This window comes from Sphingobacterium siyangense (assembly GCF_023277505.1).
Taxonomy (GTDB): domain Bacteria; phylum Bacteroidota; class Bacteroidia; order Sphingobacteriales; family Sphingobacteriaceae; genus Sphingobacterium; species Sphingobacterium siyangense.
Window position 1 is genome coordinate 745,920 of sequence record NZ_CP080574.1, and the last position, 21,788, is coordinate 767,707.

A 21,788-nucleotide genomic window follows, 5' to 3' on the forward strand; every position below is an offset into this window, starting at 1 on the left:
TGATTTAAATCGAAACTTCCGCTAACCTCTAAAAAAAGCCCTCCAGTAATATACTGGAGGGCTTTTTTATAGTAGTTTGATTTTTATGCGCTAAAGACAATGTCCAACGCATCAAAAATATGTTTTTTTGCCTGGTCAAGATCCGCTGCTGTATGTGCATCAGAAACAAAACCTACTTCATAGCCTGAAGGGCCAAAATAAACGCCGCGATTTAACAACTCGCGGTGCATAATTTTATAAGATTCCATCGATTTAGGATCGATTTCACTCGCTTTTTTAATTTCTTGCTGTTCTGTAAATGCAAACCAAAAAATAGAAGCAACATGGAAAAGTTGAACTTTATATCCTTTCTCAGCAATATAAGCACGCATATCATTGACAAAAGCTTCTGTTTTGGCATTTAAATTTGTGTAGAAATCCTTTTGAGCCAAGATACCCAATGCAGCAATGCCGGCAGCCATAGCAACTGGATTTCCGGATAAAGTTCCTGCTTGGTAAACGGCACCATCAGGAGATATACAGGCCATCAATTCTTTTGAGGCTCCATAAGCACCGACAGGCATTCCGCCACCAATAATTTTACCGTAGGTAATAATATCAGGTTGTACATCATAGTAAGCTGAAGCACCTTCAAAACCAACACGGAATCCTGTGATCACTTCATCCATAATCAACATTGCACCATGTTCTTTGGTGATATTACGTAAGAAGTGAACATACTCCTTAGATTGCAACAATAAGCCATTGTTTGCAGGTATACCCTCAATGATAACTGCCGCAATCTGATCTTTAAACTCTGCAAAAGCAGCTTCTAAAGCTTGCTTATCGTTTAATTCGATAACAATGGTTTCGTCTGCAAATGCTTTAGGTACACCGGCCGAAGATGTTTCACCAAAGGTTACCAGGCCAGAACCAGCTTTCACCAAAAGAGAATCGGAGTGCCCATGATAACAGCCATCAAATTTGATGATCTTATCACGTTTCGTATAGCCTCTAGCCAAACGGATAGCAGACATTACAGCCTCGGTGCCAGAACTGACAAAGCGAATTTTCTCAATAAATCGATTGTTTTCGATAATCAACTCAGCTAGTTGGTTCTCCAACGCAGTAGGAGCGCCAAAACTTAAGCCTTTCCCGAGTTGTGCCGCTACTGCTTCACGAACTTGATCATTATTGTGCCCTAAAATTAGAGGACCCCATGAACAACAAAAATCGATGAATTCATTGCCGTCCGCATCCCAAAGATGCGCCTTATCGCCACGTTCAATAAATAATGGGGTACCATATACGGATTTGAAGGCCCGAACAGGAGAGTTTACGCCTCCAGGGAAATATTGTTTTGCTTTTTCAAATAGCTCAGCAGATTTTGCTCTTGAAATATCAGGTGCTTGCATAGTCTATGTATTTGAATGCGAAGTTATCTTTTTTTGAGAAGATAAGTCTCATAGAAACGTAAGGAATCCATAATAGCCTGATATTAGCTATTTAAATTGAGTAATAGTTTCCTTTTTTAGCAATTGTATTTCCTGTTTATTGACAAACAGGATAATCTCATTGGCTGACTTAATTTCGATCTCAAAAGCCGTCTTGTTATCATTATATTTTCCAAAAAGGTTTGGACTAAAAAAATACCCGCTGAATTTTTTGCTATCTAATATTGCAAAATTGCCCACTTTTTGATGAACTGAAGTTGGGGGACTTTGAGGGTTTGAATTCGAAAAGGTGAAAAGGGCGTCGCCATTTTTATTAAATGTGATTGATTTCAGTTTAGCGTTGGCCGCAATCCAATTGCCTTCTAAAAAGGAGTAAAATGTATGTTCATGTACGGAAGGAGCCGATAACAGGAAACTGCTGATTATAATACTTTTTAACATAATAAGGTGGATTATAATTTTCTGTTTGACCGCAATGTAATAAAAAGGTTTAAATAATATTTTAAAAAAAGCAGAAGCTCGGAAATGACTTCCCGAGCTTCTGTAAGTTATATTCCGATTATCGAAGATAATTTGGAAGTTATTAAATAAAACCTTTCTCCAATACTTCTTTGGAGTGGTAGGATAAGATTGCTGTAGCGCCAGCACGTCTGAAGCTCAATAACGTTTCTAGAATGACACGTTCGTCTAACCAGCCGTTTTGAATAGCCGCCTTTAACATCGCATATTCTCCGCTGACATTATACACCGCAATTGGCAGATCGAAGTTGTCTGCAAGAAGTTTAACGATATCTAAGTAGGGAAGTCCTGGTTTTACCATCAGAAAATCTGCTCCTTCCTGTGCATCGAGCTGTGCTTCGATCAGCGCTTCTTTTGCATTGGCAGGATTCATCTGGTAGGTCTTTTTATCGCCATGCTTGGGCGCCGAGCCTAAGGCATCTCTAAAAGGACCATAATAGGCCGAAGCATATTTTGCCGTATAGGACATCAAAGAAACGTTTGTAAAACCATTATGGTCCAATAGCTCACGGATGTAACCGATGCGGCCATCCATCATATCTGATGGAGCAATGATATCTGCACCTGATTGCGCATGTGCCAAAGCCATCTTGCCCAATACCTCTAATGTCTCATCGTTTAGGATCTCACCGTTTTCGACAATTCCATCGTGCCCATCACTGCTGTAAGGGTCCATAGCAACATCCGTTACGATACAAGCTTCCGGAAAATTTTTCTTTACAGCTGCAATCGCACGTAAGTATAAACTTCCATCACGGTAGCTTTCTGTAGCATATTTGTCTTTTAAGGACTCTTCAATGTTAGGGAAAAGATCAAATGAGCGTAAGCCCAACTTTAGGCAACTTTCCACTTCTTTCAATAGATTGTCTATTGAATAGCGATAGATGCCAGGCATCGATTTAACCTCAGTTTTTTGATTTTGCCCATCGACGATAAAAAGTGGGAAAATCAAATTTGACGCGTCTAAACGTGTCTCTTGAATCATGTCGCGAATCACGGCAGATTTACGATTTCTTCTCGGACGTTGTAACATTATATTAAGATTATTTATGATCTATGTTGTTTATTTCAACGTCAGTGGAATCGTTTACCGACGTTGAAATACAAACTACTTTATATGATTCTAATACTCCAATCCAAAAACGGCTTCAGAAAGACCTATTTCATCTGGAGAATAAGGAAGTGTATAAGGGACATTCATCTCATCAAACTTTGCACCGGTAGAGCGGCCAATACAGATTACTTTCTGGCCCGGTTCCAACAGATTGTCCGCAAAATAAGCTTCCACGTTGCTTGGACTGGTAAAGACCAATACCTCCGCATTGGATGGATCTACATTTTCTTCTAAGACCGTTTCGTATACCGGTATATTGATGATTTTCGTCTCTGGGCTTAACGCTTTTTGAATTGTTTCCAAAGATTCTTTCGCACGTGGAATAAGCACGGTACCACCATTGGCCAATTCAGCAAATTTCTTCGCAATTTCCTCCATATTGATGCCCTCACTGTCGCCAGAGAAATCAGCAACGCGGTCATATTTACGCAAAATCTCCTCCGAGCCGCGGCCAATGACACCGATCTTTGTCTTTTTGCTCAAACGAGGCTCTAAATTGAAAAAGTGCTCAATACCATTTTTGCTTGAAAATATAATCCAGTCAACATGTTTTAGGATAAAAGGATCCAGTTTATTGATAATAGGGAATATTTTGATCAAAGAGCGGCCCTCAATAGTAATATTGTGCTTGGCCATTGCTCTTGCGAAATAGGAATTTTCGTCTACCTCCCGGGAGATAAATACAGATTGTGGCAGCTTTCTATCCTTTGCATACTTATTGAAAATGCGCTCCGCTAAACGTGTCGCATCGGTATCTCTAAGGTAAACACGATCAGGGAAATCTTCACTTGTTTCAGCAATAGAGGCCCAAGCTTCGTATTCGTCACCGCTTTTGCGGCAATAACAGCCAAGTGGCGCATGACATCCTGCATCAAATTTATTTAATACCAAACGTTCTACGGAGATTGTTTGTGCTACTTCTTCATTGTTCAAGGGCTGTAAAGCTTCAAAAAGTTCCCTGTCAACCTCACGGATCTGAATAGCAAGTACCCCTTGCGCTGGTGCCGGAATAATTTCAACGGGAGGAATCTCCTCCACATGAAAATCTGTAATATCCATTTCAATACGGCTAATACCTGCTTTTGCAAGTACTATGGCATCATATTGCTCATCACGTAGTTTTTGGATTCTTGTCTGCAAATTACCACGGAGATCGTCAAATTCTAGATCAGGACGTAGTGCCGAGATCTGCGCTTTTCTACGGTTAGATGATGTTCCAACTGTCGCATTGTGCTTTAATGAGAGACGTTTTTTGATATCCACACAATCTTTGTGGATAATCAATAATTCAGCTGGATCTTCGCGCTCAGAAACCGCTGCAATGATCAATCCTGGAGGATTGACCGTAGGTAAATCTTTGTGTGAGTGTACAGCTAAATCAATGGTCCCGCTCAAAAGCTCCTCTTCAAGCTCTTTAGTGAAAAATCCTTTGCCTTCTAATTTATCCAAACGAAGGTGTTGAATAATATCACCCTGTGTTTTAATGACTTTTAATTCTGCTTCAATTCCGATTTCTGCCAATCGATCTTTTACAAAATTTGCCTGCCACATGGCAAGAACGCTTCCCCGGGTACCAATAATTAGTTTTCTATTCACGTTAATTTTACTTTACCTATTAAAACAATCACAACGATGTTCCACCGATAGCTACGTATTCAACTAGCACAGAATGTGTTTTAATTCAATTGAGCCCCGGAAAATGAACAATTTCGGAAAAATGTGTTTAATACCATTTATCAGAGCAAAAATAAATAAATGAAAGGAATATGTTGACACGTTACTGTCATTATATGTCAGGAAATAATTGATAAACCGAAATTTATGGGAAACAGTCAAAGGGTAGCTTCATGGGATGTGAGCAGAGCACATTCAGCGAGCAGAATAACCTTAGTACAAAACCTAGGGTAATAATTAAAAGTAAAAGGAAATCACTGCTCCAAGAGCAAGTTTAATGTTAGTTTTTTTCCGTTTCTGGAGTTTTAACCAAAATTTCTTTCGCCATAACCATTGGAACCTTGATGTATTTCTTTTCCATATAGTTGATGACTTTTTCCAAGACTTCTCTCGCTTCGGGGGTTAGGGCTTGAACCTCTTGGGCAAAAACCTCATTTAGAGCGAATGATTTAATTTCTTTAATCTTTTCAGGAACCTCACGCATAGCAACTTCTACGCGTCGCTGTTTGATTAAAGGTAAAAATTCTTGGATATTGTCCTGGATAATCTTTTCGGCACTCTCCAATTCATTATAACGCTCTTGGATGTTTTTCTCCGCAATAGCTTGTAAGCTGCTCACTTCAATATAATGAATCGGATTATTTTGGAGAACTTCAGCATCGATATCATTCGGAACGGCTAAGTCAATGATGATTTTCTTATCAGTTTCTCCGTTTAACAAGGATTGATAAAGTGTGTTGTCAATAATGGAAGTCGGTGCACCTGTACAGGTAATCAGAATATCAAAACCTCCTTTGTACTGATCAATATCGGCCAAGGGGTAAGCTTCAGCATTTAATTCTTCGGCTAGGGCCTTTGCATTCTCCACTGTGCGGTTGAAAATAACGAACTTAGCTTTTTGGTTCTTCTGGAAATATTTTGCTAAATTCTGATTGGTTTCTCCAGAACCAATGATGACGATTCTAGGGTTTTCAACCAGTTTTAATTCGCGCAATTTGCGATAGGCAAGAGAGACAACTGAAATTGGGTTTCTGGAAATTTTAGTATAAGTGTATACTTCTTTAGCAGTTTTTACGAGACGATCCATCATCAGACGTAGAAAATCTCCAGTAAAACCAGCTTCTCTACAACGATCATATGCCCGACGTACCTGTGCCAAAATTTCTTTTTCACCAACAACAAGACTTTCAAGTGAACATGACATCCGAAGCAGGTGATTTAAAGCATCCATACCCTCGTATTTGTTGACCTGTCCCAAGTAACATTGTAGTCTTTCCTGAGGTACACAGAAGTTTAATTTTCCCATAAAATCAGCAATGAATTCATGGGTCAATTCGTGAGCACCATAAAATACAAACTCTACTCGGTTACAAGTACCAATATAAAAGATCTCTGGAATGTCTAGGCTATGCTTTAGATTGATGAGGCGACTTTCTAAATCCTCATTGCAGATCACTAGATTACCTAGATCTTTTAGTTCGACATGTTTATGAGTAAACGCTAATACTTTAAGATTTTTCAAAGCTCTAATCCCTCGCTTATATTTAACGGTACAAATGTAGCTTAAAAGCTTTGTGCTTGTGTCAAAAATCTGTCAAAGGGATTAATTTAGAAAGATTTTAAATAGCTGTTTTTTCTATTTAATAATCTGTTTTATAATTACTTATGTTATGGCTTGGTGCTAAATGATTTTCGTCACGATAGATCGTGACGAAAATTTTAAGCGATAGAATACGATAAACTATTCTTTAATACCCGTATTTGTGCTTGCAGAGTCGATGGTAACATCTTCCAATTCTTCCACATAAGGTTCTTCTTCAGAAGTAGTAGCTTCTTGAATTTCACTATCACTATATTGATAATAGCTGTCGAAGGTCTTGCTGCTTTTATTGTAAATTAATGCGTACTTGGAGTTTTTGTTCTTGACAATAATTCCATCGGCAGGAGCAGGTACTAACTTCATCTCATCCATAAAAATTTTCTGTCCCTTTTTGAAGCTGTTGATGAGTGGCAGTTCGCTTGAATATTCCTTCCAGAATAAAATATCGCCTTTTGCCGATATGATCCAGATGGCACTACTCTGGTAGTCGTTCTTTTCTACTAGGAAAGCCATTTCTTTATTCCAACTGTCTGCATCGTTGCGATCTGTAAAGTTCCCATAGCAGAAAACAGATTTAGCCCGATCTTTTATCCGAGTAAACTTGTATATAGGTTTATCATCTACGGGCTCTAGGTAGCTATTGCCCATAAATATCTTTGTAATCCCCCTTCTGTAGCGTAATGGAATGTTGTCGTATTCCGGAAGAGTGAAGATAGCATTATTCCAATGTTGATAGTCTTCTAATGAACTCCATCCATCAGCATCTTCCAGGTCTTTGGGATCGGCATTGTCAAATCCGACAACAGCTGTCGCGGTACTATCTACTTGCAAGCCGTCGAAAGCTTGTCGCTGCCTATAATTGTAATATCCGCCACCCGCTAGGATAACCAATAGGACGACGCCAATAATGATATATATCCTTTTCTTTTTATTTGGCTGTGCGGGTTGTTCTGCAGCGATTTCTTCAACTTCTCTTTTCATGTTTATTATTCGGCTTAATGCTAAAAATTATACTCATCTCTTTTAAACAAGTGAAAACAAGATCTAAATGATTGTTGGTCTTTTGATTAGCCTTGTTTTTTATTTGTTCTAAGCGTTAATTGCGCTTAAAAATAGAATAATTTTTCAAAAAGTGAAATACAAGTTATATATGTGTCAATATTCAACTTATATTCGTAGCAGTTTTAAAGGAATTTGAATCATGATTATTATCAAAAAATACGTTGCCATCGTTGGACTAGTCATTTCTTTTTTGTCCAGCATGACGCCGTTCTTAAAAGTGCCTATTAAAGGAAATTGGAATTTATATCAGGTAGATGCCTATTTATTCTTTATTACATTACTTATTCTGGGGGTGACGGCCCTTTTATTTTTTGTTCGTGCAGTTCGAGCTTATCAATGGATGACTCGATTAGCCGCCTGCTGGTACCTGTTGAGTATAACAGCGGTCTGGTTTAAGATCAATAACTATTTCGGTTGGGGATTTGCCGATAAATTGCTTTCTAAATCCTTGCACATGCGCTGGGGCTGGGTTGTCTATTTGATTGGAATCTTACTGTTATTGTTGAGTACCAAGAAGGTTTCTGCGACAACTGAATAAAATAAAGCCGTTTGTCCAAATAAAACTTTCATGACTTCGCAGACACCAACAGCAATCAAAGCGGACTGGAGGTTCTTTCTGGCCAATAAAATCAAGCAGTTTCAGAAAAAAAATAAGCTAGATGAAATTCATCTAGCTTATTTTTTGTTTGGACGATGCGGTACGAAATGACTTTTCAGCTTGTCCAATCCTAAATCCTCTTCAATCTTATCCAGTTCGTAAGACCATATCTTTTCATCCAAAATTTCGTTAAGGACTTTTGGATTAGTAAGATCTACAGGACGAACACGTTGTTCTCTGTTGATTGGTGAGGTCAGTTCCTGCAAACTGCCGCTATGACGTATGATCTGAAAACGGAAGGTAGGCCATTTACCAACATTTGCAAAGTTGCCTGTGTAAAACTGCATAGCGTCATGCGGTGGTATCTTATTACTGAAAATACCTTTCACTTTATTCGCTGTCGCTTCAGATACAGATACCAGGAGTTCAAAGCTCGTTTCATTGATGATGTGTAATTTGGCAAGTCCATCTTTGTGATCTCCCGAGATTGCCAAAAGTATTCCTTTTTCGATAAATCGATGTGGTGTCAGTGGTGTCGCATGCCGGTCAAGTTCATCATCTGCGCGACGCATATTACCGAAGACAAGGGTGATTTTATCCATTGGCACCGGAATCTCAAAACCAGTGTCGTCTGTAACGCCTACAATATCGTTGGGCTGCATGGATGTGATATGCCCTTCAATGGGTTCATCGACAAACCGTACTAAGTCGCCTATTCTAAATTTCATGTTTACTTTACTTTTGTGTCAATAATATATAGTAGCTTCTCAAGGTCCGCGTGATCATTGTATAAATGAAATCCGACACGGATTCCCGAACCTCGGGGAAAGCATTTTATGCCCTCATCCAGGAGTGTTTGATAATTGTCTGGGTTGATCTGAATATTGAAAATATTACTCTGTGGACGTCTATTGATGATGCTGTCCAATAACAGTTTTCTGTCGGCAAGTTCTGTGCGGGCATCTTCGATCAATTTTTGGGTATAGGCCACAGTTTCGGCAAAGCCCCATTCCTCCAATTGAAGAAGAGACTGCTGTAGCGTTCCGTGCGATAGGGTGTCCAAATGCCCTGGTTCAAAACAGAGTTGTACCACAGATTTATTCATCCATTGCTTGTTGAGGAAGCTGTAATTTTTTTGGATATCCGCATAAAGCATCGCTTTGAGTCTTTCGCTTAAGAGCACAAAACCATTACCAAAACCTGCCATAAGCCATTTGTATCCACTTGATAATACGGCGTCAAAGCCAGAAAGTGCGAAATCAAAAAGATCCGTCCCTAAATATTGGGTGCCGTCGCCTACAATCAACAACTCGGGATGCTGATGCTTTAATTCCTGTATGAAGGATAGATCTATTTTTAACCCCGAAATATATTGAACAATGGAAAGGATGAGAACATCTGGTTTGAATGTTGCTATTGTGTCCAATAAATTCGTTTCCAATTGTTCGTCCATCGTGACAAATTGGTGTTCAAAACCACTTAATATCGTCGGAAAATTAACGGAAGGATAATCATTATTCAGTAATAAAACCTTAGCTTGTTTTGGTAAACCTGCCAATAGCGCATTGAAGGCAAAGGAAAAACAACTTGATAAGAAGACATTTTGGGAAGGGCAATTGAAAAATTTACCGAGTGTATCCCGACAGGCATCTAAAGTTGCGCCTTGCTGTTCGCGTAAGGTGCTGTTCGCGTCGAAGAAATCTTGATCTCTTTTAGCGCGCCAGGCCTTTGTTTCACGTGAAAGTAAGCCGGATCCTGGTGTGGTGAGGTAAGTTACCGCTGAAGCGATGTCAAAATGTTTACGATAGGGACTACTCATGTCTTTGGTCTTTTGTTAGTATTGCTAAATAATCTGTCAAGGAGAGGTATTCTCCGCCCATGCTTTCCAAATGATCTGTGTGAAATTGGCAATCAATTAAACAAAGTTCAATTTCTTGGGCGAGATAAATCAGAGCCGCTTTCGAAGCGTTGGCGACTTTTGAAAACATGCTTTCGCCACAAAAGACACCATTGATTAACACACCATAAAGCCCCCCAACCAGTATACTATCTTGCCAAACTTCCACCGAATGTGCATAACCCAGCTCCGCAAGTTTACTATATGCTTCGATCATGTCCTGTGTTATCCAGGTTCCAGTCTGATCTTTTCTATTCATAGTTGCGCAAAGCTGAATGACTTCTTTAAAGCTGCGGTCTATCGATAAGGAAAATGTTTTTTTCCGGAGAACACTCGCCATGCTCTTGCTGATCTTGATCTTGGACGGATCGATCACAAATCGGGGATTTGGGGCATACCAAAGTATCGGGCTATCATCACTGAACCAGGGGAAAATTCCGTTACTATAGGCCAGTAGCAAACGATCTACCGAAAGATCTCCTCCTACGGCGAGTAAACCATCTTCTTCTGCATAGCTTGGGTGTGGAAACTCCAGTCTTTTAGTATCCAGTTCAAATACCATGGTTACTTAACATGCTGCGATAGATGGTATTATTCTGGTTGACGCGGTTCTTTGCCTATCTCTTCAAATAGTTTATCCATGTGTTCAACATATTCGTTGGTATCATCGAGGAAGAACTCCAATTGAGGAACAATCTTTACCTGGTTCTTAATTTTTGCACCCAGTTTATAGCGTATTTCAGATGTTTTGAAACGAATGGCCTTAATATCCTCCTGTGCCGTTTTTGTGTTTAAAAAGCTCACGTAAACGCGGGCAATCGCTAAATCCGGCGTAACACGAACCCGTGTAACCGTAATAAATGCTCCAGGAGCCCATGAATTACCTTCGCGTTGAAATAATGCTGCTAAATCCTGTTGAATCACCCCAGCAAAACGTTGCTGTCTCTTGCTTTCTGTTCCCATCGTATACGTTTTATGTTGAATATTCTCAATTATGTCAAACAAAAATAGCCAAAATTTCAATTAAAAGAGAAATTTGGCTTGACCTCTTGTCGCTTACTTGACAAAAAATATACAATAAACCATCGATTGGTAGCGAACGGATTATAGCTTTGAAAACAATAAAATAAGCAGCACAAGAAAAAAGGCACATCTTGGTTTGACGTGCCTTTAAATTTCGATTCACAATTGGTTAGGTAATTTCTTTCAAGTTTTAAGACTTTGGGGTCTATCATATTTGGTTTGAAATTTCGGTGTATTTAAAGCGGTAAGTATTTACTAACCTTACCATCTTCTATTTTTTCATCTCCCTTACACTACAAACATAGGAATACTTAAAAAACTGACAAAATAACTTTTAAAAATAAAGTGAGTGGTTACTTATAATGTGTGTTTATCGCGATTTAACAAACTTTTAACATTTAATTTTTTTTGTAACGGCCCTTTTTTTTCACGAGATTTTTTGTTTTTCATCAAATTGTCCGAGCAAAATGTATGCAATCTTTGCATTGATATAACCATTTGCAATTGGTATTTTTGTAAAAATTGTATGTGATAGAATTATCAGGAGCTTCAATCAACGCTAAACCGACCAAGGGCTTTTGATAATAACGGGATCAAAAAGAAATTATACGAATGAAAATCTGGCAAAAAAATATAGATGTCGATTCTTTTGTAGAATCGTTTACGGTCGGCAATGACCGCGTAATGGACCTGCAACTTGCTGCTGCGGATGTTTTGGGTTCATTGGCCCATACACGCATGTTGAATAGCATAAATCTGATGACCGATGAGGATCTAGTGCTTGTACAAAAAGAACTGAAAAATATCTATAAAGAAATTTTAGCCGGTGACTTTCGTATTGAGGACTCGGTAGAAGATGTGCATTCACAGGTCGAAATGCTGCTTACACAGCGTATTGGAGAGGCAGGTAAGAAAATTCACTCCGGCAGATCCCGTAATGACCAGGTTTTAGTCGATCTAAAATTATACTTCCGCTCAGAGATTCAGCATATCATCCAGAATACAGAAGCTCTTTTTAATGAATTGATCCAACTCAGCGAGCGATATAAGCATATTCTGATTCCGGGATACACGCACTTGCAGATTGCAATGCCTTCATCTTTTGGATTATGGTTTGGTGCTTACGCAGAAAGCCTTGTTGATGATCTGGAGATGATGCGTGCCGCCTGGAAGGTCTGTAATAAGAATCCTTTAGGATCTGCTGCAGGCTATGGATCATCTTTTCCATTAAATAGAACGATGACGACGCAATTGCTGGGATTTGAAGACCTAAATTACAATGTGGTTTATGCACAGATGGGGAGAGGTAAGACCGAACGTATCTTGGCACAGGGCATGAGTTCCATCGCGGCGACATTGGCCAAATTTGCAATGGACGTATGTCTGTATATTAATCAAAATTTTGGCTTTATCTCCTTTCCGGCACATTTAACGACGGGATCGAGCATCATGCCGCATAAAAAGAATCCAGATGTCTTTGAGTTGATCCGTTCACGCTGTAATAAGATACAGGCATTGCCAAATGAAATTGCGTTGATGACTACCAACCTGCCGTCTGGTTATCATAGAGATCTTCAATTGTTAAAGGAAAATTTATTCCCGGCTTTTAAATCGCTGAATGAATGTCTTGAAATAGCAACTTTCATGTTGGAAAACATTTCCGTTAAAGAGAATATCTTGGACGATCCAAAATACGATTATTTGTTCTCTGTTGAAGTCGTGAACAACGAGGTTCTGAAAGGGGTTCCTTTCCGGGAGGCCTACAGGACTATCGGCATTGATATCGATGAAGGCCGTTTCAAGCCATCAAAAGAGGTAAACCATACGCACGAAGGAAGCATTGGAAATCTATGCAATGATCAGATTCAACGTATGTTCGGAGAGGTCAAAGCAACTTTTGGTTTTGAAAAAGTCGAATCAGCATTGGATGATCTTTTAAAATAAAAAATGTGCTGTGGCCCTACAAAGGAAACAGCACATCAACATAAAACGGCCGGTAAGCACATGCTTACCGGCCGTTTTCTTTTCTTATTTTTTTATAGAGAACTTAAAATGTGTCTCGGAGTCGAACGATTCGCCCGCTTTTAACAGGGTTGAAGGAAATTCCGCCTGATTGGGCGTATCCGGAAAATGCTGTGTTTCCAGACAAAATCCGGCATAAGGCAAATATTTATAACCTCTTTTGCCAAAATCATTTCCCGTCATCCAGTTTGCTGTATAGAGCTGTACACCAGGCTCCGTTGTAAAAACATCCAGCTGAATGCCTGTGTTTTTTGAATAGACTGTTGCACAAGGCTGCGAAATAGGCTGGTTGTTGACATAACAATGGTCATAGCCTTTGGCAGCGATCAATTGTTCGTTATTTGCAGTAATATCTTGAACAATAGGTTTGGGTATGCGGAAGTCGAAGGCGGTGCCCTCCACAGGTACTATTGCATTTGGTATCTGGTTGTCGTCTACAAATAAGACCTCATCTGAGTTGATCTGAAGGATTTGCTGCAATACGTCGCCACTGCCTTCCCCATCCAGATTGAAGTACGTATGATTGGTCAAGTTGACGTGCGTATCGGCATCCGATTGCGCATGATATTTGATAATGATCTCGTTATTTCTGGTCAGGGTATAAGAAACCATAACTTTTAAGTTTCCTGGGAAGCCCTCTTCACCATCTGGGGAAACATAATAAAATTCGACGTGCGATTGATAAGTTACCCTTCTGTCCCAAACCTTATCATGAAAGCCCGAAATACCACCATGAAGACAATTATTGCCATTGTTTTGCGGAAGCGTATAGTGTTTTCCGTCGATTTCAAATTTACCCGCAGCAATGCGATTGGCGAAACGCCCTGCTGTGCATCCATGGTATTTCTCATCAGAATCTAGGTAGGCCTGAATTGAATCGAAGCCCAGTGCTACATCCACTAAATTTCCCTTGTTATCAGGTACCAAAATACTGACAATACGTGCACCGTAATCCGTTAAGAGTACTTGCATGCCGCCTTCGTTTTTTAATAAGAGCAAATGCGTGTTTTTGCCTTCGATTGTACCTTCAAAATGTTTTGGAATAAGTGTTTGATATTTCGTCATGATGGATCCCTATTGGTATTTAGGTTAAAGATACAGAATATAACCTGTATAAAAATGACTTTGATAACAGCTGTTTGTAAAATTTGTCATTTTGAAATGCAATCATGGATACTGTTGCAATAATGACTCCTGAATAGGTGAATAACAGGAGTAAAATATAGCGATATGCGGACAGTCATTCGGATAATTTCCGAAGCTGTATCCTATGATTATAATTGTATTTAAAGGCAAATTTATCTAAGTTTGCGCTATGTCTGAAAAAATGAATTGGAAAGATTTGCTCTCTGCAAAGCGCTGGGGTTACGAAGATCGGAGCGTAGATAGTTACCTTGTGGCCCGGTCGGAATTTCAACGGGATTATGATCGTTTGATCTTTTCATCCCCATTTCGGAGATTACAGAATAAGACGCAGGTTTTTCCACTTCCTGGTGCTGTATTCGTGCACAATAGATTGACACATAGTTTAGAAGTTGCCAGTGTGGGACGCTCTTTGGGGCGTATGTTTTATGCGCAGCTGAAAGAGGAAAATCCAAACCTGGATAATGATTACCCCTTTCTGCAAGAAGTCGGAAATATTATCTCGGCGGCATGTCTTTCACATGACTTGGGCAACCCAGCCTTTGGCCACTCGGGTGAATCCGCCATATCTACGTATTTCACAGATGGAGATGGACGTAAATACCAAGAGCAGGTCACAGCCGAAGAATGGGCAGATCTGACCCACTTTGAAGGAAATGCAAATGCCCTGCGGATTTTGACGCATGCCTTCCAGGGCAAGGATCCCAAAGGTTTTGCATTGACCTATACTTCGCTGGCTTCCATTGTAAAATACCCCTGTTTGGCAATTGATGGCCACCTTAAGAAGAGCCATCACCGCAAGAAATATGGCTTTTTTACAGAAGAACAAAAGGCGTTTGAGAAGGTTGCCAATGAATTGGGACTATTAAAAGATCCCTCTAATCCAAAGGGCTATCTGAGACATCCCCTGGTTTATCTCGTGGAGGCTGCAGATGATATCTGTTACAATATTATTGACTTAGAAGATGCTCATCATCTTAAAATATTGTCCTATCAGGAAGTCGAAGAATTACTATTGCCACTATGTGGTAAAGAAAATCTTCGTGACAGACTCGATGGATTGCTGGATACCCCAAGCCGCGTAGCATTGTTACGTGCCAAAGCGATCAATACCTTGATTAAAGGATGTGTTGATGTCTTTGTACGTGAGCAGGACAAGTTTCTGTCAGGAACTTTCGCATCAGCGTTGATGGATGCCCTAGATGAAGATATTGTTACACAAATGAACAAAATCTCGAAGATTTCCATTGCAAAAATCTATAATGCACCCACAGTTGTACAGATTGAGATTGCTGGCTACCGGGTGATGGATGCCCTATTGAAAGAATTTGTTCCGGCATACCTGAAGAAGAACAAGAATAATTACGATAAAAAGCTAGTTGCGTTAATTCCTGAACAATTTTATACGGACAAACAAGATTCGTATTCGAAAATTCGTTGTGTATTGGATTTTGTTTCAGGTATGACTGATGTTTATGCGATAGAGCTGTATCGTAAAATCAAAGGAATAACGATACCATCCATAGAATAGGGACGTTTAAGGTAAAGGGTTAAAACATCAATATTAAATTGAGACTAGCTGTAATACCCTCGGGCATTACAGCTAGTCTCGGATCGAAAATCTAACATCTCATATCTAAAATGAAGGTTGTAATTGCTGAAAAGCCCTCCGTGGCGCGTGATCTAGCTCGAGTGATGGGGGCGAAGGAAGTCAAAGACGGTTATATCGCCGGCAATGGCTATGCTTTTACGTATGCTTTTGGTCATTTGGTTCAACTCTGTACGCCACAGGCTTACGGATACAATTCGTGGACAATTTCAAACTTGCCGATCATTCCACCAACATTTAAGCTGGAGTCAAAGAAAGTGAAGCGTGATGGCAAGCAGATGGATGATACCGGAGCAGTTAAGCAACTCAACACCATAAAATCCCTTTTAGAACAGGCCGAAGAAATCATTGTGGCTACCGATGCTGGACGGGAAGGGGAATTGATCTTTCGTAATATATACTATTTTTTGGGTTCTAAAGTTCCTTTTAAACGCCTTTGGATATCGAGTCAAACAGATAAGGCCATTAAAGAAGGATTTGCCAATCTGAAAGCAGGTGCGGAATACGATAGCCTATATATGTCTGCCCGCTCACGTTCGGAATCAGATTGGCTCATCGGTATCAATGCGACGCAGGCCATCACCTTGGCGGCGGGAAATAAAGGATTACTTTCTTTGGGCCGTGTACAGACGCCAACTTTGGCCATGATTTGTTCACGCTATCTGGAAAACAAAGATTTTAAACCCCAGGCATTTTATAAAATCCAGGCCGGGTTTGAAAAAGACAATATCAGTTTTAAGGCAACCTCCAATAAGATCGATAAAAAGGATGTTGCCGAGCAAACCATTGCGCGATTGACCGTTGGTTCCAATGCCCGTGTGGCAAAGGTGGAAGCCAAAGAAACAAAAGAACAGCCACCCTTGCTATTTGATTTGACATCGCTGCAACAGGATGCAAATAAAAAATATGGTTATTCGGCAGATCAGACACTGAGTATTGCGCAAACACTTTACGAAAAGAAGGTCATCACTTATCCGCGTACGGGCTCCCGTTACATCGGTGAGGATGTTTTTGAAGAAATTGACGCACTTTTTCAACATTTAGCAGATACCGCAGACGAATCCATCGCGTCGATTGCAAAAAATCTGATCGGTGCAAAATTGAACAAACGTTCTGTCGATGATAAAAAGGTAACAGATCACCATGCCTTGTTGGTGACGGATGAAAAGCCGGGGTCCATGCTCAAAGAGCAACAGAACGTTTACAATATGATTGCCAAGCGTATGGTGGAAAGTTTCTCGGAAGTTTGTATAAAAGATATTACCACCGTGACAATTGATGCGCAGGGAGTTGAACTTATCGCCAAAGGTACTGTGATCAAGCAATACGGTTGGCGTCTTTCCGCGGAGCAGATCGAAGCGCCTGATGAAGATAAAAATAATGACGATCAGGATAATGAAAATGCGCAATTACCGAAGCTGTTAGCCGAGGAATTATTGCAGATTCTGACCCTCGAACTTGCCGAACGTTTTACCAAAGCAAGACCCATACATACCGAAGCTTCGTTATTGAAGGCCATGGAAACCTCGGGAAAGGAAATTGAAGACGATGAGATGCGACAGGCTATGAAGGACTGTGGACTTGGTACACCTGCTACGCGTGCTGCAACCATCGAAACACTTTTTCAACGTGATTATATTAAGCGCGACAAGAAAAAACTGATTCCAACGGAAAAGGGGCTTGCGGTATACAATCTTGTAAAAGATCGTTCCATTGCCAAAGTAACTTTGACCGGTAAATGGGAGCAGAAACTGGAGGAAATGCGGGCCAATAAAGTGTCTTATGATGTTTTTATGAAACATATTAAGGACTATACGGCCAAAATCACAAAAGAATTGTTGACACTGCGGATTTCTCTCGCACAAGAGGAAGTTAAACCTCAACAAAAAGGAAAGATAAAATGTCCGAAATGTGAGAAGGGGTTGATTTTGCTCTACGATAAAGTGGCCCAGTGCGACCATTATGCCCGTGGATGTGATTTTAAGATCTGGCGGACATTAAATGGTATCTTTCTGGACGAAAAAGAGATGAAGAACCTATTGGAGAAAGGAAAAACCTCCGAGTTTAAAGGCGTAAAAAATAACGAGGGCACTATTGTCACTGCGCCACTTGTATTTGAAAATTTCAAGGTTAACGTGGGATAATGGTTTACCCCACGTATTTATCTTTTCGGTTTTTATCCCCGCTGCAAAATATCCTGCAAAGCAGTTGAAATCGTTGGAAACTTGAAGGTAAATCCACTGTTCTCCAACCTTTCAGGTAATACCCAACGGCTTTTTAAAAGCAGCTCTGTCTCCGTACCGATTAAAGCCGCACCTATTTCCAGTAGCCATTTTGGAGATGGTAGGCCAATTTTACGGTTCATTACCTGTCGAAAAGTTGCCATAAAAGTCTTATTCATAATCGGGTTGGGTGCCGCACAATTGACGACACCATACAAATCTTCATGACCTTTTAAGAACAGAATAAGCTGAAATAGATCTTCAATATGAATCCAGCTAAAATATTGCCGGCCATTTCCCTGTATACCCCCTAGTCCGGCACGTACAAGATTTTTAAAAGGAAGGATAACCCCTCCATCCGTGCCCAAAACTATCGCCATCCGAAGTGCCACCTGCCTTGTCTTTTCCGATTTGAAGTCGAAAAAAGTCTTTTCCCATAATGTTGCAACATCGACGGAAAAACCTGTTCCGATCTCCCCCGAACTTTCTGTCATTGGACGATCTTCGGCGTGACGATAGATGGTGGCGGTACTCGCGTTTAGCCATAGCTTTGGTGGATTAGTACAGCCTGCTGTGAGCTCGCCGAGAAGCGTAGTCGTTGCTGTCCGTGAGGAAAATATTTCGGCCTTATTTTTTTCGTTATACCGACAGTTGACAGATTTTCCGGCTAGATTGATTAGCATCGCTGCATTTTCCAGTGAATCGGAAATAGCGGATCGATCGGTCCAAAGGATATTGCCCGGCCGACGGCCAATGATGATCACCTGATAGCCTAATGTACGAAATCTCTCGGAAAGATATTGTCCAACAAAACCTGTTCCTCCAGCGATGACTATTTTATTCATGGCAAGTGTATTTGCAGTCTGTTTTAATTATGCATTGAAGGTTGTATCCATGTTTCTTCGTTGTTTTGCAATCCGTTTGCCTCTAAAGAAGAGAAACATATTAAGAAAGAGCATTACACCAAGATATATGCTAAATCCACCGATTTTATAACTCAGACGCTCAATGAGTTCCTGAATGCTGGGCTTGTACAGGCTGATTTCAAGTATGTAGAGTGCAAATCCCAAATTCATGAGGTAGAATCCGATGCGAAATAGATTATTTGTGGCATGGGCTACCTCCGGCCTGCCGGCAAAGATATCATTCATGTAAACAATGCTATTTTTAAAAAGCACGTAGGCAACATAATAGGTTAATCCTATTGCAATGGGTAAGTAGATAAAGTACCCGATAACTGTTAAATTTCCCATGATATTAATGTTTAATGGTTAATGAATTCTTTCTTTTTGCGAAAAAGTAAATACTGAGCATATTGAAGTAATGTAACCCAACGAGGACAAAAAGTAATCGTCCTGTTTTAAAGGCAATGCTGCAGATCATTTCATCAAATGATTCAATTTGTCGCCAATAACTAAATTGCAGGATTGCATATCCAATGTTGAGTAGGTAATATCCCAGCAGCAATAAATTATTTGTCGTATCGGCCAAGTTGACCTCCTGGCGGAAAAGCGAGAGGATGAAAATCCGGCCATTTTTATGGAATAACCGACCGACCCAAAGAATAATATAACAGGTGAGCAGGCCGTAGATTGCGTACGCTAGGATATTGAAGTTCATGACGCTACATCATTAGTTTGATCAATTTGATTAATAAATCTCCGCCGCTTGTATTGAAAATTTTGTTGGCAATAGTTTCGAGTTGATCCGTCAAATTTTGGATGTCCTTTACCGTTTTATGGAACTCCTTACCTTCTGCAGTCTGGTCCTTTTCGGTATTCTGGCTTATATCCTTTAGAATATCCATTACGGGGTCAAGCTCTTTCTGCTTACGCATCACTGCAATTTTCATCGCCCATTTTAAGACCTCTTTCTCTGCGACGAAATATTCCTTTCGATCACCAGCAATATGTTTTTTGTAGACAATACCATAATCGATCAATTGCCGGATACTCATATTGGCATTCCCGCGGGAGATCACTAACTTTTCCATAATCTCATCTGTAGACATGGGATTGCTTGCAGAAAGGAGTAGGGCATGAACCTGAGCAACAGATTTGTTGATCCCCCATTCAGAACCTAATGCGCCCCAGGTGTCTATGAACTGTTGTTTTGCTTCTTGTAATTCCATCGTGCTTTTATTTTGCCAATACCTCAATTTATTTTTATCGGACTATTGAACCGATCGGCTTTCCCATCCTTTTTGTGATTGCCTATATCAAAGGTATTTAAAGTTTTTGAATTTTCAATAATTTCTGAAAATAAAATAAGTTTAAGAATGCAAGTCACCATATCGTAATAAGAATTTGCTTTTCTTGCGGACTTTTCGATTTGTTTTAACTTTGCCAGCATTATGGCGACAACTTTGTATAATCCATTCAAACAATTTCAGTTTGATTCAGATATTTGTTTTTTAACAGGGAATAAGCTTCAGTCGGAAGAAGAATCCATTCAGGTGTTTCCTGTATGGATGATGAAATCTTTTCAATTGGAAGATAAACCTTTTAAAATGCTGGATGAGAATCTGGTTACTTACAAATCGTTGAAACTACCGTGTTCCATGGCTGCAGCCGAAGCTATTGAGCAAATGGAACGTGCGGTAGAACAGTCGTTTGAACAAGGCTATGAAGCCGTCAAACAGCTGGATCCATTACTATTGTTTCAATGGATGACAAAAATCATCTATGGAGTGGTTTTTAATGAAATTTTTGCGGGAATTCAGCAGCAAAAAGCTTCTGGTGAAGATATGAACTTTTCTCAGGCGCTTGCACAGCGTTTTACGAATCTACATGCGATGTTACAGTCTCTGGTTGTACCGATGGAGTTTGAAAATACATTCCCATTTTCATTGGTTGTTGTACCTGTTGAGAATGCACCGGATACATTTATGTATCGTGATGAAATCAATACCTTGATCTTCTCGATCCGTATGAAGGACTTTGCTGTAGTTGCCTGTCTTCAAGATAATGCGACAAACAATATTTATCACGAAGATATTCTCAAAGTCATTGCGGGCAAAACATTACACCCGATCCAGTTTGAAGAATTGTGTGCACGCTATTTTTATTCAGCCTACTTATTTAACCGTTTGCCAGATTATACCTATCTAAACACCCCGGAAAAAGTCTATGTTGAACCTATGCCATTAGCGGATATGTCGATGAAACCTATCTTTGATCATTGGCAAAATAAGACTTATGGCCAAGTTTTGGAAAATTTTTGGAAACCTTGGGGATTGACTTTATTCGAGATTATTAAAAATCCGGAGCATCCGATCAGTTTTCTTGTTGATGAAACAGGGGCGTTTAATGCAGAGGTTGCTATGCCGCTCAATTAGTCCGGAGGATTTAAAGCAATAAATTATCTTATACAAGCGTTAAATGGTACGATTATGGATAGGATAGGTTATGTATTTAACTGGATTTAAGACTTTTTTTTCAATTCTACTTTTTATGGTATGGTGTACTTCCGCAAGTGCACAAGTGATTGCTAAACGGGATATTCCTGCAGACAGTATTGCACAGAACGTTGATGATTTTCCCTATTTCAAGGGCGGGGTGGTGGCCTGGTCCAGATTTTTGCAAAATAACCTGGATTTGTCGGGAACAATCAGGGCAATGGACAGTGTGGCCTATGCAAAATATGGATCTCGGCAGACGGCAGTTCTGAAATTTATTGTTTGTGAAGATGGAGCGATCTGTAATATTGAAATCGAGAATCCCGATAAAGTGAGTCCCGAGTTTGCAAAGGCTGTGTTGTCTGCCATGCGCAGATCGCCACAATGGATGCCGGGACAGGTCAAAGGAAAACCAGTTAAAACAAGATTTAGACAGCCTGTAGTAGCTGTAATTGAATAAATTTGAATAGAAAAT

21 protein-coding genes are annotated in these 21,788 nt (G+C 40.0%); 6 read left to right on the forward strand and 15 right to left on the reverse strand.

All coding sequences use genetic code 11. The features are described from left to right. Positions 1–83: 83 nt before the first annotated feature. The 6 genes from hemL to K2F45_RS03105 all read right to left on the reverse strand — a co-directional run bounded on the left by hemL (position 84) and on the right by K2F45_RS03105 (position 7,321). Entirely contained in the window at positions 84–1,394 is a 1,311-nt protein-coding gene (hemL, locus tag K2F45_RS03080; protein ID WP_248932990.1) for a glutamate-1-semialdehyde 2,1-aminomutase, read from the reverse strand. An 87-nt stretch (positions 1,395–1,481) separates the two neighbouring features. Then, positions 1,482–1,874, reverse strand: a complete 393-nt coding sequence (locus K2F45_RS03085) for a hypothetical protein (RefSeq protein WP_248932991.1) — start codon at positions 1,872–1,874, stop codon at positions 1,482–1,484. A gap of 142 nt (positions 1,875–2,016) precedes the next feature. Beyond that, positions 2,017–2,985: a porphobilinogen synthase gene (hemB, locus tag K2F45_RS03090; RefSeq protein WP_070561999.1), complete on the reverse strand. Its 969-nt coding sequence runs from the start codon at positions 2,983–2,985 to the stop codon at positions 2,017–2,019. 90 nt (positions 2,986–3,075) lie between these two features. Then, on the reverse strand, positions 3,076–4,662 hold the full coding sequence (gene hemC, locus K2F45_RS03095; RefSeq protein ID WP_075990920.1) for a hydroxymethylbilane synthase: 1,587 nt from the start codon (positions 4,660–4,662) through the stop codon (positions 3,076–3,078). 358 nt (positions 4,663–5,020) lie between these two features. Continuing rightward, complete coding sequence (hemA, locus tag K2F45_RS03100; RefSeq protein ID WP_248932992.1) at positions 5,021–6,262, reverse strand: glutamyl-tRNA reductase; 1,242 nt, start codon at positions 6,260–6,262, stop codon at positions 5,021–5,023. Positions 6,263–6,481: 219 nt separating this feature from the next. Next, positions 6,482–7,321, reverse strand: a complete 840-nt coding sequence (locus tag K2F45_RS03105) for a flagellar basal body-associated FliL family protein (protein WP_248932993.1) — start codon at positions 7,319–7,321, stop codon at positions 6,482–6,484. A 220-nt stretch (positions 7,322–7,541) separates the two neighbouring features. On the opposite strand from K2F45_RS03105, the gene K2F45_RS03110 reads away from it, so the two are divergent. Beyond that, a complete protein-coding gene (locus K2F45_RS03110; protein ID WP_075990923.1) occupies positions 7,542–7,940 on the forward strand; it encodes a hypothetical protein in 399 nt (132 codons plus the stop codon). Between the two features lie 137 nt (positions 7,941–8,077). Here K2F45_RS03110 and K2F45_RS03115 read toward each other — a convergent pair whose 3' ends face one another. From K2F45_RS03115 to rbfA, 4 genes are read right to left on the reverse strand one after another with little or no spacing between them, the layout of a single operon-like run. Then, positions 8,078–8,728, reverse strand: a complete 651-nt coding sequence (locus K2F45_RS03115; RefSeq protein ID WP_075990924.1) for a hypothetical protein — start codon at positions 8,726–8,728, stop codon at positions 8,078–8,080. A 2-nt stretch (positions 8,729–8,730) separates the two neighbouring features. Continuing rightward, the gene (locus tag K2F45_RS03120) at positions 8,731–9,819 is read right to left on the reverse strand and encodes an aminotransferase class V-fold PLP-dependent enzyme (RefSeq protein WP_075990925.1); all 1,089 of its coding nucleotides are present in this window, start codon (positions 9,817–9,819) and stop codon (positions 8,731–8,733) included. Beyond that, the gene (aat, locus tag K2F45_RS03125) at positions 9,812–10,459 is read right to left on the reverse strand and encodes a leucyl/phenylalanyl-tRNA--protein transferase (protein WP_075990926.1); all 648 of its coding nucleotides are present in this window, start codon (positions 10,457–10,459) and stop codon (positions 9,812–9,814) included. The genes K2F45_RS03120 and aat overlap by 8 nt, the downstream gene beginning before the upstream one ends. A gap of 29 nt (positions 10,460–10,488) precedes the next feature. Then, a complete protein-coding gene (gene rbfA, locus K2F45_RS03130; protein ID WP_075990927.1) occupies positions 10,489–10,860 on the reverse strand; it encodes a 30S ribosome-binding factor RbfA in 372 nt (123 codons plus the stop codon). A gap of 672 nt (positions 10,861–11,532) precedes the next feature. Between rbfA and argH the strand changes: the two genes are divergently transcribed. Then, on the forward strand, positions 11,533–12,864 hold the full coding sequence (argH, locus tag K2F45_RS03135) for an argininosuccinate lyase (protein ID WP_075990928.1): 1,332 nt from the start codon (positions 11,533–11,535) through the stop codon (positions 12,862–12,864). A gap of 84 nt (positions 12,865–12,948) precedes the next feature. On the opposite strand, the gene K2F45_RS03140 is transcribed toward argH, so the two are convergent. After that, positions 12,949–14,007 (reverse strand): aldose epimerase family protein, encoded by a 1,059-nt coding sequence (locus tag K2F45_RS03140; protein ID WP_075990929.1) that lies wholly within the window; start codon positions 14,005–14,007, stop codon positions 12,949–12,951. 250 nt (positions 14,008–14,257) lie between these two features. Here K2F45_RS03140 and K2F45_RS03145 point away from each other — a divergent pair, with 250 nt between their 5' ends. Together K2F45_RS03145 and K2F45_RS03150 are read left to right on the forward strand one after the other, a co-directional pair. Beyond that, complete coding sequence (locus K2F45_RS03145) at positions 14,258–15,616, forward strand: deoxyguanosinetriphosphate triphosphohydrolase (protein WP_075990930.1); 1,359 nt, start codon at positions 14,258–14,260, stop codon at positions 15,614–15,616. 110 nt (positions 15,617–15,726) lie between these two features. Continuing rightward, positions 15,727–17,838 (forward strand): type IA DNA topoisomerase, encoded by a 2,112-nt coding sequence (locus K2F45_RS03150; protein ID WP_075990931.1) that lies wholly within the window; start codon positions 15,727–15,729, stop codon positions 17,836–17,838. A gap of 32 nt (positions 17,839–17,870) precedes the next feature. Here the strand turns inward: K2F45_RS03150 and K2F45_RS03155 are convergent, their stop codons facing one another. From K2F45_RS03155 to K2F45_RS03170, 4 genes are read right to left on the reverse strand one after another with little or no spacing between them, the layout of a single operon-like run. Next, positions 17,871–18,761, reverse strand: a complete 891-nt coding sequence (locus K2F45_RS03155) for a TIGR01777 family oxidoreductase (protein ID WP_075990932.1) — start codon at positions 18,759–18,761, stop codon at positions 17,871–17,873. 27 nt (positions 18,762–18,788) lie between these two features. Continuing rightward, positions 18,789–19,169, reverse strand: coding sequence for a hypothetical protein (locus tag K2F45_RS03160; protein WP_075990933.1), 381 nt, complete (start codon positions 19,167–19,169; stop codon positions 18,789–18,791). Between the two features lie 4 nt (positions 19,170–19,173). Beyond that, positions 19,174–19,536, reverse strand: a complete 363-nt coding sequence (locus K2F45_RS03165; RefSeq protein ID WP_075990934.1) for a hypothetical protein — start codon at positions 19,534–19,536, stop codon at positions 19,174–19,176. A 4-nt stretch (positions 19,537–19,540) separates the two neighbouring features. After that, positions 19,541–20,047, reverse strand: a complete 507-nt coding sequence (locus tag K2F45_RS03170; protein ID WP_075990935.1) for a GbsR/MarR family transcriptional regulator — start codon at positions 20,045–20,047, stop codon at positions 19,541–19,543. A gap of 222 nt (positions 20,048–20,269) precedes the next feature. Between K2F45_RS03170 and K2F45_RS03175 the strand changes: the two genes are divergently transcribed. Together K2F45_RS03175 and K2F45_RS03180 are read left to right on the forward strand one after the other, a co-directional pair. Then, positions 20,270–21,253: a hypothetical protein gene (locus K2F45_RS03175; RefSeq protein ID WP_248932994.1), complete on the forward strand. Its 984-nt coding sequence runs from the start codon at positions 20,270–20,272 to the stop codon at positions 21,251–21,253. 115 nt (positions 21,254–21,368) lie between these two features. Next, positions 21,369–21,773 (forward strand): energy transducer TonB, encoded by a 405-nt coding sequence (locus K2F45_RS03180; protein WP_075990938.1) that lies wholly within the window; start codon positions 21,369–21,371, stop codon positions 21,771–21,773. The last annotated feature ends 15 nt before the right edge of the window (positions 21,774–21,788 follow it).